The following is a 15,283-nucleotide window of genomic DNA, read 5'->3' on the forward strand; positions in this document are numbered from 1 at the left end:
TCGACCTTAACGGTGACCGGGCCGTACGGCCTGGGGCTTTACGACCCGGTCGGCTACGGGTGCGTGTGCGGTACGCGGCGGAAGAGCAGGTCGTTCACGACGTGGCCCTTGTCGAGGCCCTGGCCCTCGAACCGGGTCAGCGGGCGGAACGCGGGGCGCGGGGCGTAGCCGCCCTCGCTGCGGGTGTTCTCGAAGTCGGGGTGCGCGTCGAGCACCTCCAGCATCTGCTCGGCGTACGGCTCCCAGTCCGTCGCGCAGTGCACGATCGCGCCGGGCGCCAGCCGGGTCGCGGCCAGGGTGAGGAACTCGGGCTGGATCAGCCGCCGCTTGTGGTGCCGCTTCTTCGGCCAGGGGTCGGGGAAGTAGACGCGGAGGCCGTCGAGCGAGTCGGGCGTGAGCATCTCCCGGAGCAGGATGATCGCGTCGCCGTTGCCGACCCGGATGTTGGTCAGGCCGCCCTGCTCGGCGAGGTTCAGCAGGTTGCCCTGGCCGGGGGTGTGCACGTCGACGGCGAGGATGTTGGTGTCCGGGGCGGCCGCCGCCATCTGCGCGGTGGCCTCGCCCATGCCGAAGCCGATCTCCAGCACGACGGGGTTCGTGTTGCCGAACAGCTCCGCGAGGTCGATGACCTGCTGCCCGTCGATGTCCAGCCCCCACTGCGGCCACAGCCTCGCCAGCGCGTCGGCCTGCCCGGTGGTGACCCGGCTCCGCCGGGGCTGGAAGCTGCGGATGCGCCGCTCGAAGTGCGATCCGGCCGGATCGGGCTGCGGCCCGTCCGGAAACCGGGGCTCACCCTTGCTCCGGGAGGTCCGCGCGGACGGCCCGGGCATCGAGGGCAGCGCGGCACGCGGCCCGACGTCGACGGGCCGGGTGGCTTCGGGGGTGTTCACGGAGTCAGACACAGTGCCTCCGATTTTAGGCGCTCCCAGGAGAGCGCCCACGGCGCCGACGGGGGTGTGGTCGGTCACGGCGCCCTCAGCGGGTACGTGCCGGGGAACCAGGGGCCGCCTGTCGGGCCGCGGGGCATCATGGCGCCCGGTCCCTCACAGTGTCCGCAGCATCTCCAGTGTTCGGCGGCTGACCTCCCGGCCGATCGGGAGGGACGCCGTGGCCGCCGGGGAAGGGGCGTTGAGGACGTGGACCGCGCGGGCGCCCTCGCGGATGAGGAAGTCGTCCACCAGGGTGCCGTCGCGGGTGACCGCCTGGGCACGGACGCCGGCCGGGGCCCGGACCAGGTCGCGTTCCTCCACGCCGGGCACCAGGCGGCGGACCGCGTCCAGGAAGGCGGGCTTGGAGAGCGAGCGGCGCAGCTCGCCCGCGCCGTAGCGCCAGTGCTTGCGGGCCAGGGCCCAGGCGCCGGGCCAGGCGGCCGTGCCGGCCAGCTCGCGCGGGCGGACGACGCCCCAGCCGTACCCCTCGCGGGCGAGCGCGGGGACCGCGTTGGGGCCGACGTGGACCCCTCCGTCGAGACCCTTGGTCAGGTGCACGCCGAGGAAGGGGAACGCCGGGTCGGGCACCGGGTAGACCAGGCCGCGCACCAGCTCGGGGCGGGCCAGCTCGTAGTACTCGCCCCGGAACGGCACGATCCGCACGCCCGGCTCGTCCCCGGTGAGGCGGGCCAGCTCGTCGCAGTACAGGCCCGCGCAGTTCACCAGGACGCGGGCGCGGAGCACCTGGCCGGCCGAGGTCAGCACCGCCACGCCACGGTCGGGGCGCCGGTCCACCCGGACGACCCGCGAGCCGTAGCGGATCTCGGCGCCGGAGGCGCGGGCCAGTTGCCGGGCGACGGCGGTGAAGTCGCAGACGCCGGTCGTGCCGACGTGGATCGCGGCCAGGCCCCGCACCTCGGGCTCGTACTCGGCGATCTGGGCGGCGCCCAGCTCGCGGACCGGGATGCCGTTCTCCCGGCCGCGCTGCACCAGGGCGTGCAGCCGGGGCAGCTCGGCGCGGTCGGTGGCGACGATCAGCTTGCCGGTGACGGAGTGGTCGATGCCGTACTCCGCGCAGAACTTGATCATCTCGGCGGCGCCGCGCACCGCGTACCGCGCCTTGAGCGAGCCCGGCCGGTAGTAGATGCCGCTGTGCACGACCCCGCTGTTGCGGCCGGTCTGGTGGCGGGCCGGGCCGGGCTCCTTCTCCAGCACGGTGACCCGTGTGCCGGGCGCGGCGCGCGTCAGGGCGTACGCCGTCGACAGCCCGACGATGCCGCCACCGACCACCAGCACATCGCAGTCGTACGCGTCCGCCCGCACCTGCACCACCTCCCGGCCTCGATAGTGCACTGCGCCACTGACAACGCCTTCAAACCGCGCCACAGAAGCCTTGTGCCCTCTAGGCGGGAGCCATCAGCAGCGGGCGGGCCCGTTCGCGGAGTTCCACCACCCGGGGTTCGTCGCCGTAGGGCTCCAGACGGTGGAGGAGGTCCTTGACGTACTCGGTGGTGCGGGCGGAGGAGATGCGGCCGGCCACCTCGACCGCGCGTACGCCCTGCTCGCAGGCCGCGTCCAGGTTGCCCGACTCCAGTTCGGCGACGGCGGAGACCACCAGGCGCAGCCCGTGCGAGCGGACGAACTCCTCGGTCGGCTGGGACAGCGCCTGCTCGGTGAAGCGGCGGACCTGGCGGGGCGCCTTGAGGTCGCGGTAGCACTCGGCGGCGTCGGCGGCGAAGCGGTCGTAGCCGTAGAAGCCGAGCCAGGTCGGGTCGCTGTCGCCCTCGCGGGACCGCTCCAGCCAGCCCTCGGACGACTTCAGGGCGGCCCCGGCCGCGTGCGCGTCGCCCGCCCGCGCGTGGGCCCGCGCCTCGACCAGCCGGAAGAAGCTCATCGTGCGCGCGGTGGCCAGCCCCCGGTTCCGCTCCAGCGCGGCCTGCGCGAGGTCGACGCCCTCGTCGCCGAAGCCCCGGTAGGTCGCCTGGAGGGACATCGAGGCGAGCACGTACCCGCCGAGCGGCACGTCGGCCGCCGCGCGGGCGAGGCGCAGCGCCTGGATGTAGTACCGCTGCGCCGCCTCCTGCTGGCCGGTGTCGAAGGCCATCCACCCCGCCAGCCGGGTCAGTTCGGCGCCCGCGCCGAACAGCGCGCGGCCCACCTCGTCGGAGTAGGAGCCGAGCAGCAGGGGGGCCGCCTCCACCCTGAGGCACTCCGGCACCATCGAGGAACGCCAGTCACCGCCGCCGTACTTGGAGTCCCAGCGCCGGGCGTCCTCGGCGGCCTCCCGGAGCTTCTGCACATCGCTGTGGCCGACTTTGATCGGTGCGGCGGCGCCTCCCTCGGGGTGCGCCTCCCGCTCGACCGAGCTGTCGGCGGGGGTTATCAGCCATCGGGAGGCGGGCGTCGCGTAGGCGCTCACGGCGAACGACCCCGCCAGCGACTGCCAGATCCCGCCGGACCCCGCGCGGCGTCCGGCCAGGTCGAGGCGGTACAGGTCGGTCGCCGAGCGCACCGCCTGCCCCACGTCGCGCGGGAAGGCGAGGCCCACCTCGGGCGCGGGGTCGGCGTCGGCGAGGCCGATCTCGTGCAGCGGCACCGGCCGGCCGAGCTTCTGCCCGATCGCGGCCGCGATCAGATGCGGCGCCGCACCCTGCGGCACCATGCCCTTCGACACCCAGCGCGCGACCGAGGTCTTGTCGTACCGGAGCGTCAGACCCCGTTGCGCGCCCAGGTCGTTGACCCGGCGCGCGAGGCCCGCGTTGCTGATTCCCGCGAGGGCGAGAACGGTGCCGAGTTTCTCGTTCGGCCCGCGTTGCTCCCTGGACATGCGCCACCCCTCGACACAGACGGCTGCCCCGCTGGCATAACCACGCGGCATTCGTAAACACAGCGTAGTTCGCCGCATCCCAAGCGTTAAGGGGCATTGTTCCGGATGGCGCGATTGCGGTCCGTACGGGAGTACGGCCCTGTACGCACCGTGCACGGAGCGTCGCGGCGTGCCCCCGCGCGTGTGGCCGTGCGCCTGTCCGTGCGCTCTTCTCCGGCCACCGGGGGAGCGGTTCCATGGCTCTGCGTGGGTCGGCCCGCTGTACTTGCGTCCAGTGGGCTGGGGGACGCCGCCGCCTACATCCCCGCGGGCGGCGGACCGGTCCGGGAGGCGACGCCCGTCTCCCGGGCCGTGCGCGCTCGCCGGGCCGCCGCGCGCTCCGCAGGGCCTGTACGGAGCGTGCTCAAAGCCCGTGCCCTGTCGCCAATTTGGCCGAAAACAGCCGTCGTTCCGCCGCCCGCATTTCCGTTCCCACCACGGCACTTGAGGGCGCGAAGGGCGTTCCGGGGGAGTGAACCGGGGCGCATTCGCATCGCTCTCCCCTCGCCGCCCTCCCCCCAACCCGCGCGGGCAGGACGCGAGTTCATCCTGCCCGCCGCGCCCCGCCGGGTCCCGGCCGCGCGCCGCGCCCCGCCGTGTTTCCTGGCGATTTCCCTCGATCGAAGGCGGCGCCACCACCCTTCCCCGGCGCGTTCTTCATGGCAGCATGGGGTCCGGTTCGTGCGGTGCACTGGTGGTCCACAGCCTGTGGAGGCGTCGATGCGGTGGTTGGTGGGTTGGAGCAGCACCGCCGCGCGCGCTCTCGGCGCCGAGACCGCGGGAGCCACCGGGTACGACGGCGAGACCCTGCGCCCCGTCGGCTCCCATCTGCTGTGGGGCGACCCCGATCCGCTGTGGGCGGTGGGCGACTGGCGCCCCGACGAGGTCCGCGTGGTGCACGCCGACGCCCAGAACCGCATCGCCGTCCTCGGCATCTGCGGCGCCTCCGACGAGGAGCTGCGGCGCGGCCTGTTCACCGCGCGCGGCGGCGCCCTGCGCCATCTCACCGCCTGGCCGGGCAGCTACACCGCCGTCGTCCAGGCCGGCCGGCGCATCACCGTCTGCGGCGACCTCGCGGGCGCCCGCCCGGTCTTCCACGCCCCCTGGGAGGGCGGCACCGCCTACGCCACCGCCGCGCTCCCGCTCGCCGACCTCACCGAGGCCAACCTCGACTTCGGGCACCTCGCCGCCCTCCTCGCCGCCCCCGAGGTACCGGCCGCCCTGCGCGACACCACCCCCTACGAGGGCGTACGCCGCGTCGCGCCCGGCCACGCGCTGGTGCTGCGCGCCGGAGCGCGCGAGATCGTCGGCTACGAGCCGGTCGCCTCCCTCGCCGTGGCCGCGCCGGCCGCCGACCCCGACCGCGCGGTGGACGCCGTACGCGACGCCCTGGTGGAAGCCGTACGGGTCCGGCTCGCCGCCCCCCGGCACGTCCCCGGACTCGACCCCGGCCCGGTGCCCGGCATGGGCCCGGCCGAACGGCGCGCCGCCCGCGGCATGCCGGTGCCCGGCATCGGCGCCGACCTCTCCGGCGGCCCCGCCTCCGGCACCCTGGCCCTCCTCGCCGCCGGGCTCCCCGGCCGGCCCGGCACCCTCCTCGGCCACGGTACCGGCGCGGGCGAACGCCTCCTCGCCGTCACCTTCAACGACCTGGCTGTCGGCGGCCGCGAGGCCGAACTCGAGCGCGCCGGAGCCCTCGCCGCCAACCCCCGCCTGCACCACGTGGTGGTCACCGGCGCCGAGGACACCCTCCCCTACGCCGACCTCGACGGCCCCCTCACCGACGAACCCGGCCCCTCCCTCGTCACCGCCGCCCGGCACCGCGCCCGGCTCGCGGCGGGCAGCGCCGACCACTTCACCGGCCACGGCGCCCGCCAGGTGCTCGACGCCCACCCGGCCCGCCTGGCCGACCTCCTGCTGGACCGCCAGCGGCGCCATCTGGTCCGCCCGGTCGCCGCGCTCACCCGCGCCGACGGCTCGGTCCTGGTCCCCGCCCGCGTCTACGGCGCCGCCCGGCGGCTGTCCCGCACCCCGTACCGCACCGGTCTGGAGGCGCTGGCCGAGCGGCTGATGCGACGGCGGTTCGACGAGCCCAAGGGCGCGGTCGGTGCCTCGCTCGCCGCGCTGACCTGGGCGAGACCCGGTCCGGCCGCCCGGTGGCTCACGGGGGAAGCACTGGCCGAAGTATCGGTTCTCCTCCAGACCGGGGCCGACCGGGCGGCCGGCGGACCCGGCCAGAGACCCGGCGAGTTCCGCGCCCGTACCGTCCTCGCCCGGCACGCGGCCGATCTCCGCGTCCTCGAACAGGCCGCCGAGGTCCGCTCGCAGCGGCTGCACGCGCCCTTCCTCGACAACCAGGTCGTCCGCGCCTGCCGCGACCTCCCCGAGGCCCTGCGGGTCAAGCCCGGCGCCCGCGCGGCCGTCCTGCGCACGGTGCTGGAGGGCGCCGGGGTCACCGACCTGCCGCCCGGCTGGGGCACCCCGTCCCACGCGTCCTCGGCCGCAGCCGCCCGCACCGGCCTGCGGCTGGCCGCCGATTCCCTGGTCGACCTCTTCGACACCCCGCTGCTCGCGGACGCGGGTCTGGTCGAGGCCCGCGTGATCCGCAAGGCCGTCCGGGAGGCCGCCGCCGGAGAACCCCTCCCGCTGGACGGCCTCGCCGACCTCGTCTCCCTGGAACTCTGGCTCGGCCGCCTGCTGGCCCGCCGCGGCACCTGCTGGACCGGCACCCCGGCCCGCGCCCGCGCCGTCCCGGCCGGCATCGCCCCCCAACGGGGTGCCCTGCGGGCCGGCGCCCGGCCCAGCTAGCCGCAGGAGAAGCGGGACTTGGCCCAGTCCGCCAGGGCCGCCTGGTTCAAGCCGGTACCCCTGGGCTCCACCACCAGCCGTACCGTCTTCCGCCCGGCCAGGTTCACATGGACCGGTACCGCCGGGTCGCCGCCGGAGACCGTGCCGGACCGCCAGAGGCGGGTGCCGTCCGCGTACACCGCGAAGGCGACCTTGCCGAGGCCCAGCGTCATGTCGTCCACCCCGACCACCGCGTCGTAGGCGCTGCACTCGCGGTTGAGGTCGACGGTCACCGAGGAGTCGCCGTGCACCGTGACACCGGGGGAGTAGCGCTCACCGCCGATCGACATGCTGTACCGCTGCCACACCCAACTGCTGTCGCCGAGCCGGACCTCGGGCTCGGTGCCGTCGCCGGTGAGGTCGTAGCGCAGCTCGCTCAGCTCGTAGGACTGGGGCGGGGGCGGCGGAGGGGTGGGCGTCGGGGTCGGCGTGGGAGTCGGCTTCGGCTTCGGGGGCGTGGGGGTGGGGGTGGGCGTCGGGGTCGGCCTGGGCTTGGGAGTCGGCTTCGGGGTCGGGGTCGGGGTGGGCTTGGGGGTCGGCTTCGGGGTGGGCTTCGGCTCCGGCTTGTCCGCCGCCGGGACGGCGGGCGCGGGGGCGGGCGGAGCGGGCGGCTTCGGCGCGGGCTCCTTCTGCTTGGCCGGCGGGGGCGGCGCGGGCGGCGGGGTCTGCTGGACCACCGGCGCGGACGGCGACGGCTTGGCGATCTCCTTGGCGGGCCGGCTGTCGTTCACCAGCGCCAGGGCCAGGGCGGCGGCCGCCACCGCGACCACACCGGTGGCGATGCCCGCCTTCACCGGCGCGCCCAGCCCCTCCGAGGCCGCGCCGCCGCCCGCCGCGCCGCCACCGGTGGACCCGGTCGCGGCCGCGGCGGCACCCGCGGCGCCCACGCCCGCGCCACCGGCGATGACACCGAGCGCCTTGGCGTACCCGGCGGCGCCGAACCAGCCGATGACCGCGATCGGGACGACGGCCGGGATGCCCCCGGCCACTTCCTCGATCTGCGCGGCCGCGAGACGGCACTTGGCGCACTCCTCCAGGTGCTTGCGCAGCCCGCGCTCGGCCCGGATGCGGAGCTTGCGACGCGCGTAGCCACCGAGCTGGTCGGCGTAGCGCGCGCACTCCTCGTCGTTCACCAGGGTCGCGCTGACGTGCGCCTGGAGGTACGCCTGCTTCAGTCCCTCACGGGCCCGACTGGCAAGGACGCGCGTGCCGTTGGCGTCCAGCCCGAACAGAACGGCCACCTCGCTGGGCGACTCGTCCTCCACCTCGGTGTGCCAGAGCACCGCCTGCCAGCGCTCGGGCAGCGAGCGGAACGCCTGCATGGCCAGGGTCTGTTCGGCCTCGTGCATCGCCCGTACGTCGGCACCCAGATCGGCACCGAAGGCACCCAGGGCCCCGGTGTCGTCGGCCACCTCGGCCGCCCTGGACGCCTGTTGGGCGAACACCGCGAAGTCGTCCACGAGTTGCTCGCGCTTGGCGGACTGCGTCCAGTGCGCGGCGACCCGGCGCACCGAGGTCAGCAGATAGGCGCGTACCGCGTACTCGGGGCCCGAACCGCCGCGCACCGCCTGGAGCATGCGGGCGAACACCTCGGCGGTGAGATCGTCGGCGGTGTGCCCGTCCCGGCAGCAGGTACGCGCGTAGCGTCGCACCGCGTCCGCGTGCCGCCGGTACAGCTCCTCGTACGCCGAGTCGTCCCCGGCGCGCATCCGCTCGATCAACTCGCCGTCGGCCGGGGGCGCGTCGGGCGGGGGCGGCAGCGCGCTGCCCTCGCGCTGGGCCGGGAGACTCGCCCGCTCGCCGCCGCCGGAAGCGGCCCGGCCGCCCTGGCTCGGCACCTGCGGCGAGGTCAGCCCCCCGGCCTCCGCGTCACCACTACCGTCGGCGCGCGCGCCGTCCCACTCGTCAACGCCCATCGCGTAAAGCCCCCGACACCGGCACAGCCCAATCCTTTACGGGCTCAGCGTGCCATAGCCGCATTCACCACCGGTCCACTCGTCCGACCCATCACTCATCCGAGCGGAAGTTTCACCAACCGCCCGCAAAGAGTTCCGAACAGGCAGCCCCGGCAGGGGGTTTCAATGTGCCTACGCGGGCCGGGACCGCAGTCCCTCCAGCAGGATGTCGAGCAGCCGCGCGGAGGCGGCCGCCTGCTGCGCCGCGTCCGGCAGCGAGGGCGCCGCCGTGGCGATCACCAGGAGTACGTCGGAGACGGACACGTCGGCCCGCAGCTCCCCCGCCGCCCGGGCACGCTCCACCAGCCGGCCCACCACCTCCAGCAGCGCCGCCGTACCCGGCTCGCCGCCCGCCCCCTCCACCAGGCGCAGCTCACCGGCGCCGGCCTGAGACCGCTGCTGGGGCACCCGTGCCTCGTCGGCCGGCGGGGTGCCGCCCTCCTCGGCGACCCCCACCCGCAGCACCTGCGGCGGCAGCAGCCGGCCCGCGCCGGACGCCACCGAGGTGCGCAGGAAGCGGGAGAGCGCCGACCACGGCTCGTCCTCCTGGCCCAGCGCGGTCCGCGCCTGCTCGGTCAGCCGCGCGGTCTCCTCCTCGGCGATCCGCCGCACCAGCACGTCCTTGCTGGGGAACCGCCGGTACACGGTGCCCACACCGACCCGCGCCCGCCGCGCCACGTCCTCCATCGGCGCGCCGTAGCCCAGCTCGCCGAACACCTCACGCGCCGCCCTCAGCACGTGCTCCAGATTGCGCTGCGCGTCCACCCGCAGCGGCGCGGCACGCCCGCCGCCCGTCCGTCCGGCCGACGCGAGGGGCGCCGCTGACCAGTGCGTTTCCTGAACATGCATGTCTTCCCCCGGTAATGACGTCTCCCCCCGGAGACTCCCCGCCACTGATTTCCGAAAGCGCGGAAAACTGGTGCCGGTCCTGAGCGGGCCCGCACGCGGCGACCCCCGACGACCCTCCCGCACCCCGTCGACACAGCAACATAGTTGAGCGGGAGTCAATTCAGAAGGGGTAGGTTCCGCACAGTGCGCCCCTCGATCGGAGTACGAGCCATTTATGTCCGGATTCCGTGCCCCCGCACCTCCGGCCGCCGGTCACACAAATTGCCGAGGCTGTGGACAAACAACAGCGCCGGGTGCGTCATGGGATGGTGAAGGAACGCGCGCGCATTCTGGTCGTCGGCGGTGGCTACGTCGGCATGTACACCGCCCTGCGTCTCCAGCGGAAACTGAAACGGCAGCTCAGACACGGTGACATCGAGATCACCGTGGTCAGCCCCGACCCCTACATGACGTACCAGCCGTTCCTCCCCGAGGCGGCCGCCGGCTCGATCTCCCCGCGCCATGTCGTCGTCCCCCTGCGCCGCGTGCTGCCCGAGTGCCGCGTCGTCATCGGCGAGGTCACCACCGTCGACCACGCCGTACGCACCGCCGCCGTCACCACCCTCGCCACCGAGCGGCACGGCCGCGCCGCCGAACTCTTCGGCTACGACGAACTCGTCCTCGCCCCCGGCTCCGTCTCGCGCACCCTGCCCGTCCCCGGTCTCGCGGAGCACGCCATCGGCTTCAAGACCGTCGAGGAGGCCATCGGGCTGCGCAACCACGTCATCGAGCAGATGGACATCGCCTCCTCCACCCGCGACCCCGCCCTGCGCGACGCCGCCCTCACCTTCGTCTTCGTCGGCGGCGGCTACGCCGGGGTGGAGGCCCTCGGCGAACTCCAGGACATGGCCCGCTACGCTGCCCGGTACTACTCCAACCTCCGCCCCGAGGACATGAAATGGGTCCTGGTGGAGGCCACCGACCGGGTGCTGCCCGAGGTCGGCCCCGAACTGGGCCGCCACACCGTCACCCAGCTCCGCCGCCGCAACATCCAGGTGCTGCTCAACACCCGCCTGGAATCCTGCGCCGACCGGGTCGCCGTCCTCAGCGACGGCCGCCGCTTCCCCACCCGCACCGTCGTCTGGACCGCCGGGGTCAAACCCCACCCGGTGCTCGCCGCCACCGACCTGCCCCTCGACGCGCGCGGCAGGCTCCGCTGCACCGCCCAGCTCGCCGTCGAGGGCACCGAGCACGCCTGGGCCGCGGGCGACGCCGCCGCCGTGCCCGACGTGACCGCCGCCGAGCCCGGCGCCACCACCGCGCCCAACGCCCAGCACGCGCTGCGCCAGGCCAGGGTCCTCGGCGACAACATCGTGCACACCCTGCGCGGCGAACCCCTGCGCACCTACGCACACCGGCAGCTCGGCTCCGTCGCCTCCCTCGGCCTGCACAAGGGCGTCGCCCAGGTCTACGGCCGCAGGCTCACCGGCCGCCCCGCCTGGCTCCTGCACCGCGCCTACCACCTCAGCCGCGTGCCCACCTTCAACCGCAAGGCCCGCGTGCTCGCCGAATGGACCCTCGCCGGCCTCTTCAAACGCGAGATCGTCTCCCTCGGCTCACTCGAACACCCGCGGGCCGAGTTCGAACGCGCGGCCGGTGGAAAACCCCCACGGCGGCACCCGGACCCCCCGAAGGGGTCGTCCTGACCGGAGCCGGGAACTCCCCGGCCCGTACGGCCGTCTGACGGATGTCGCCGCGGACGGCCACCTGCCAGACTGCTCCACATCCTCGGACGGGCAACAGCCCGCCCTCTGCACACGCGAGGCTTTCCCCACTGTGAACTTCACGCGCTGGAGCGCCCGGCTCCCCGGAACGCAGCGCCGCGCCGCAGCGCGGACCGAGCAGACGGTCCCCCCGGACCGGCGTGGCGAGAACCCGGTGCCCGCCGCCCGCGCCGGACACCCCGCCTCCGCCGTCGACGGACTGCCCGCCCGCGAGGTTCTCGACCGCGTCCCGGCGCTCGTCGCCCTGGTCCACGGCCCCGACCACCGCCTCGCCCACGTCAACGCCGCCTACACCGCCGCCTTCGGCCCCCGCGCCCCCGGCACCCCGGCCCGCGACGTCCTCCCCGAACTCGCCGAGCTGGGCCTCCTCCCCCTCCTCGACCAGGTGCTGCGCAGCGGCAGACCCCGCACCCTGAAGTCCCGCAAGGCCGTCGACGGCCGCTCCTACACGTTCACCTGCACCCTGGTCACCGGCCACGGCGACCGCGACGCCGGCGTCCTCGTCTTCGCCACCGACGTCACCGACCACGCCGAGGCCGCCGAACGCCTGCGCGCCAGCGAACGCGGCCAGCGCCAGACCGCCGTCACCCTCCAGCGCTCCCTGCTCCCGCAGGACCTCGAGGAACCCGACGACCTGCGCGTGGCCGCCACGTACCAGCCCGGCGGCACCGAGGCCGCGGTCGGCGGCGACTGGTACGACGTCATCACCCTCGGCGGCGGCCGCACCGCCCTCGTCATCGGCGACGTCATGGGCCGGGGGGTGCGCGCCGCCGCCGTCATGGGCCAGCTCCGCACCGCCGTCCGCGCCTACGCCCGCCTCGACCTCCCCCCGCACGAGGTGCTCCAGCTCCTCGACGGCCTCGCCGTGGAGATCGACGCCAACCAGATCGCCACCTGCGTCTACGCCGTCCACGACCCCAACGAGGGCCGCCTGGTCTACGCCTCGGCCGGCCACCTCCCGATCCTGGTCCGCGACGAGAACGGCGAGGTCCTGCGCGCCGACGAACCCACCGGCCCCCCGCTGGGCACCGGCGGCTGGGTCCACTCCTCGGGCTCCGTCCCCCTCGGCCCCGGCTCCACCGCCGTCCTCTACACGGACGGCCTGGTCGAACGGCGTGACCAGGACCTCGACGAGGGCATCGCCGCCCTGGCCCGCGCCCTCTCCGGCGCCACCGGCACCCCCCAGGTCGTCTGCGACCGCCTGGTCCGCTCGGCCGGCGTCACCGCCGACCACGACGACGACGTGGCCGTCCTCGTCCTCCAGCACCCCCACCGCACCGGCCCCACAGCCGACCTCTTCCGCAACGCGGCCCTGGACCTCCTCGGCGGCGTCGAGGCCGCCCCGCGCGCCCGCGCCTTCGCCTCCGGTGTGCTCACGAGCTGGCGCTTCCCCACCGAACTCCACGACCTCGGCGTCCTCGCCACCAGCGAACTCGTCGCCAACTCCCTCCAGCACGGCACCCCGCCCATGCGGCTGAGACTGCGCCGCACCGACCGCCGCCTGATCATCGAGGTCACCGACGGCGACGACCATCTCCCGCGCCGCCGCCGCGCCGAACCGGCCGACGAGTCCGGGCGTGGCATCGACATCGTCGCCACCATCGCCTCCGGCTGGGGCTCCCGCCGCACCCCGGGCGGCGGCAAGGCCGTCTGGTGCGAGTTCCTCCTCCCGAAGCGCTAGCGCTCTGTACATACGGAAGGGCCGGGAGCACGTGATGCGCTCCCGGCCCTTCCGTATGTACGTACTTCCTAATGTACGTACTTCCTACGCGCTGACCGACTCCGCCGGAGCACCGCCCCGCGCCACGACCCGGCTCTTCGCCGCCACGGCCCACGGGTGGTCCTGCGCGGGCGTGAGCCGTCGGCCCAGCCGCAGCGCCAGCACGCTGATCGCCACCGAGAAGAGCGCGAAGGTCACGATGTACGGCGCGGGCAGCGAGGCACCCAGCGGCCCGCCGATGGCCGGCCCGACCGCCAGAGCCAACTGCTTGACCAGCGCGAACGCGGAGTTGTACTGCCCGGCCATGCCCTCCGGCGCCAGATCGGCGACCAGCGGCGCCACGGTCGGCGACAGCATCGCCTCACCGAGCCCGAACAGCGCGTACGTGGAGACGAACGCGGCCGTGGCCATCTCCTGGCTGCCGTGCCCGAGCCCGGCGTACCCCGCCGCCAGCCAGGCCACGGTCCAGATCAGGCCGACCACCGCGATCACCCGAGTCCGGCGCCGCCGCTCGACCAGCTTCAGCACGGCGAACTGCGCCACGACGATCATCATCGTGTTGGCGGCGAGCGCGGTACCCAGCGTGGACGTGGATATCCCGGCGGCCTCGACGCCATAGGCGCTCAGGCCGGACTCGAACTGGCCGTAGCAGGCGAAGAACAGCACGAAGCCCAGCACGCAGAGCTGGACCATGGCCCGGTTCCGCACGAGCTGACGCCAGCCGCCCTTGGCCGAGCCGGAGGGCAGGTCGTCCATGCGCGGCGCGCGCGGCATCCGCACCGTCGCCATCAGCACGGCGAGCAGCAGGAAGATCGTGGCCTCGATGCTGAACAGCACGGTGAAGGAGGAGGCGCGGCTGGTGTCGACCAGGTGGCCGCCTATGAGCCCGCCGACGCCCAGACCGAGGTTCTGGAGGAAGAACTGCATGGCGAACGCCCGCGACCGGGTCGCGGTGGTCGAGCAGTCCACGATCATCGTCGCCAGCGCGGGCTGCATGACAGCCTGCCCGGCACCGAGCGCGGCGGCGGTCAGCAGTACGGACACCGCACTGCCCGAGAGCCCGAGGCCCAGGGCGCCGAGCGCGGACAGGACCAGGGCAGCGAGCAGGACGGGCAACGGACCGCGCCGGACGATCGCCCGCCCGGCGAACGGCAGCGCTATGAGCGCCGCCACGGCGAATACGGCGAGCACGAGTCCCGCCGTCATGGCCCCCAGCCCTCGCACCTGCGCCACATAGACGTACAGATACGGGACCGTGAAGCCGAGTCCGAACGCGCTGAGCGCGTTGCCCACGTGGATGCGGGGCATCGCCGCCCCCATCGCCCTGGTCACGTTCACCTCTTCCACAAGTTAGGAGTGAAGACTTCAAAGCTAAAGTTCGAAGCTAAAGAGTACATGTCGAAGGACTTCAAAGCAAAGAGTCCCCGTGCCATACTCCTTGGCATGGCCGACACCGCCGGCGTCCCGGAGCCGACACTCGAAGAACAGATCGCCGCCTACCAGCGCGAGTTCCAGGACCTCGACCCCCAGGTCGAGGAGATCGTGTCGGCACTGTCCCGGCTGAACCGCCGGATGAACGTGGCGTACGGCCGCCAGACCGCCGAGCTGGGCATCAGCAACGCGGAGTGGGAAGTACTGAAGGCCCTGGTCCTCTCCGGCGCCCCGTACCGGATGGGCCCCGGCGAGCTGGCCAAGCGGCTCGGGCTCACCCCGGCCGCCATGACCCACCGGATCGACCGCATGGTCACCGAGGGCCTGGTCACCCGCGAGCGCGACGAGTCCAACCGGGTCCGTGTCATCGTGGAGCTGACCGGAGAGGGCCGCGAGAAGTGGCTCGAGGCGATGCGCATGGCGACGGTCTTCGAGGAGGACCTGCTCCAGGACCTCACCTCCGGGGAGCGTTCCGTACTGGGAGAGGTCCTCACCCGGCTCCTGCGCCGCGTGGAGCACGCCCAGCCCGACGCCGAGGGCCGGCTCTCCGACCTGGACTGACGGCCCGGAGCTGGGCCCCAGAAAAAATCTTGACAGGGGGGCTTGACCCGCCCCTGGCGAGTCCGTAGAGTTCTTCGGGTTGCACGGAGCCGTATCGGTTCTCCGCAACACCTCGCCGCCTGGAGCGGCAACCTCACACCAACCAGCACGACCATCCCCTGGGATTGCTTTCGGCACGTCCGAATTCAATTCGAATGGGAACCGGCAGCCCGATTAGGAACTGCCGGGGATGATCCGCTAAGGTTTGAGACGTCGGAACGGCCCAGCGGGCCGGGAAGACAACCCCCTCTGACTGGGAATCAGACGCCGAAAGGATCTGATAGAGTCGGAACCGCCGGAAAGGAAAGCGCGAAAGCGAAGAC

At 73.9% G+C, this 15,283-nt stretch carries 10 protein-coding genes; 4 read left to right on the forward strand and 6 right to left on the reverse strand.

Features of this window, described 5'->3' with window-relative positions; genetic code table 11:
- Window positions 1-53: 53 nt before the first annotated feature.
- The 3 genes from trmB to ACZ3HQ_RS12420 all read right to left on the reverse strand — a co-directional run bounded on the left by trmB (window position 54) and on the right by ACZ3HQ_RS12420 (window position 3,756).
- A complete protein-coding gene (trmB, locus tag ACZ3HQ_RS12410) occupies window positions 54-902 on the reverse strand; it encodes a tRNA (guanosine(46)-N7)-methyltransferase TrmB (protein ID WP_467509973.1) in 849 nt (282 codons plus the stop codon).
- A gap of 141 nt (window positions 903-1,043) precedes the next feature.
- On the reverse strand, window positions 1,044-2,261 hold the full coding sequence (gene lhgO / locus ACZ3HQ_RS12415; RefSeq protein ID WP_467510024.1) for an L-2-hydroxyglutarate oxidase: 1,218 nt from the start codon (window positions 2,259-2,261) through the stop codon (window positions 1,044-1,046).
- 70 nt (window positions 2,262-2,331) lie between these two features.
- Window positions 2,332-3,756: an MFS transporter gene (locus ACZ3HQ_RS12420; protein WP_467509975.1), complete on the reverse strand. Its 1,425-nt coding sequence runs from the start codon at window positions 3,754-3,756 to the stop codon at window positions 2,332-2,334.
- A gap of 759 nt (window positions 3,757-4,515) precedes the next feature.
- Between ACZ3HQ_RS12420 and ACZ3HQ_RS12425 the strand changes: the two genes are divergently transcribed.
- Window positions 4,516-6,603, forward strand: coding sequence for an asparagine synthase-related protein (locus ACZ3HQ_RS12425; RefSeq protein ID WP_467509977.1), 2,088 nt, complete (start codon window positions 4,516-4,518; stop codon window positions 6,601-6,603).
- On the opposite strand, the gene ACZ3HQ_RS12430 is transcribed toward ACZ3HQ_RS12425, so the two are convergent.
- Together ACZ3HQ_RS12430 and ACZ3HQ_RS12435 are read right to left on the reverse strand one after the other, a co-directional pair.
- Window positions 6,600-8,558, reverse strand: coding sequence for a sigma-70 family RNA polymerase sigma factor (locus ACZ3HQ_RS12430; protein WP_467509979.1), 1,959 nt, complete (start codon window positions 8,556-8,558; stop codon window positions 6,600-6,602). The genes ACZ3HQ_RS12425 and ACZ3HQ_RS12430 overlap by 4 nt on opposite strands.
- Window positions 8,559-8,729: 171 nt before the next feature.
- Window positions 8,730-9,446 carry a TetR/AcrR family transcriptional regulator gene (locus ACZ3HQ_RS12435; RefSeq protein WP_467509981.1) on the reverse strand — a complete coding sequence of 239 codons (717 nt, stop codon included), beginning with the start codon at window positions 9,444-9,446 and terminating at the stop codon, window positions 8,730-8,732.
- 305 nt (window positions 9,447-9,751) lie between these two features.
- Between ACZ3HQ_RS12435 and ACZ3HQ_RS12440 the strand changes: the two genes are divergently transcribed.
- Complete coding sequence (locus ACZ3HQ_RS12440; RefSeq protein WP_467509983.1) at window positions 9,752-11,131, forward strand: NAD(P)/FAD-dependent oxidoreductase; 1,380 nt, start codon at window positions 9,752-9,754, stop codon at window positions 11,129-11,131.
- Window positions 11,132-11,261: 130 nt separating this feature from the next.
- Window positions 11,262-12,890: an ATP-binding SpoIIE family protein phosphatase gene (locus tag ACZ3HQ_RS12445; RefSeq protein ID WP_467509985.1), complete on the forward strand. Its 1,629-nt coding sequence runs from the start codon at window positions 11,262-11,264 to the stop codon at window positions 12,888-12,890.
- Between the two features lie 84 nt (window positions 12,891-12,974).
- Here the strand turns inward: ACZ3HQ_RS12445 and ACZ3HQ_RS12450 are convergent, their stop codons facing one another.
- A complete protein-coding gene (locus ACZ3HQ_RS12450) occupies window positions 12,975-14,237 on the reverse strand; it encodes an MFS transporter (RefSeq protein WP_467510026.1) in 1,263 nt (420 codons plus the stop codon).
- A gap of 135 nt (window positions 14,238-14,372) precedes the next feature.
- Between ACZ3HQ_RS12450 and ACZ3HQ_RS12455 the strand changes: the two genes are divergently transcribed.
- Window positions 14,373-14,921: a MarR family winged helix-turn-helix transcriptional regulator gene (locus tag ACZ3HQ_RS12455; RefSeq protein ID WP_467509987.1), complete on the forward strand. Its 549-nt coding sequence runs from the start codon at window positions 14,373-14,375 to the stop codon at window positions 14,919-14,921.
- Window positions 14,922-15,283 lie beyond the last annotated feature (362 nt).

The organism is Streptomyces sp. NPDC018263 (assembly GCF_055562575.1).

What these genes read in the sequence shown, in the direction of transcription:
- ACZ3HQ_RS12455 (WP_467509987.1), top strand. Translation starts at nt 14,373, where the DNA reads ATGGCCGACACCGCCGGCGTCCCGGAGCCGACACTCGAAGAACAGATC.
- ACZ3HQ_RS12430 (WP_467509979.1), bottom strand. Translation starts at nt 8,558, where the DNA reads ATGGGCGTTGACGAGTGGGACGGCGCGCGCGCCGACGGTAGTGGTGAC.
- ACZ3HQ_RS12435 (WP_467509981.1), bottom strand. Translation starts at nt 9,446, where the DNA reads ATGCATGTTCAGGAAACGCACTGGTCAGCGGCGCCCCTCGCGTCGGCC.
- ACZ3HQ_RS12440 (WP_467509983.1), top strand. Translation starts at nt 9,752, where the DNA reads ATGGTGAAGGAACGCGCGCGCATTCTGGTCGTCGGCGGTGGCTACGTC.
- ACZ3HQ_RS12450 (WP_467510026.1), bottom strand. Translation starts at nt 14,237, where the DNA reads ATGCCCCGCATCCACGTGGGCAACGCGCTCAGCGCGTTCGGACTCGGC.
- ACZ3HQ_RS12420 (WP_467509975.1), bottom strand. Translation starts at nt 3,756, where the DNA reads ATGTCCAGGGAGCAACGCGGGCCGAACGAGAAACTCGGCACCGTTCTC.
- ACZ3HQ_RS12425 (WP_467509977.1), top strand. Translation starts at nt 4,516, where the DNA reads ATGCGGTGGTTGGTGGGTTGGAGCAGCACCGCCGCGCGCGCTCTCGGC.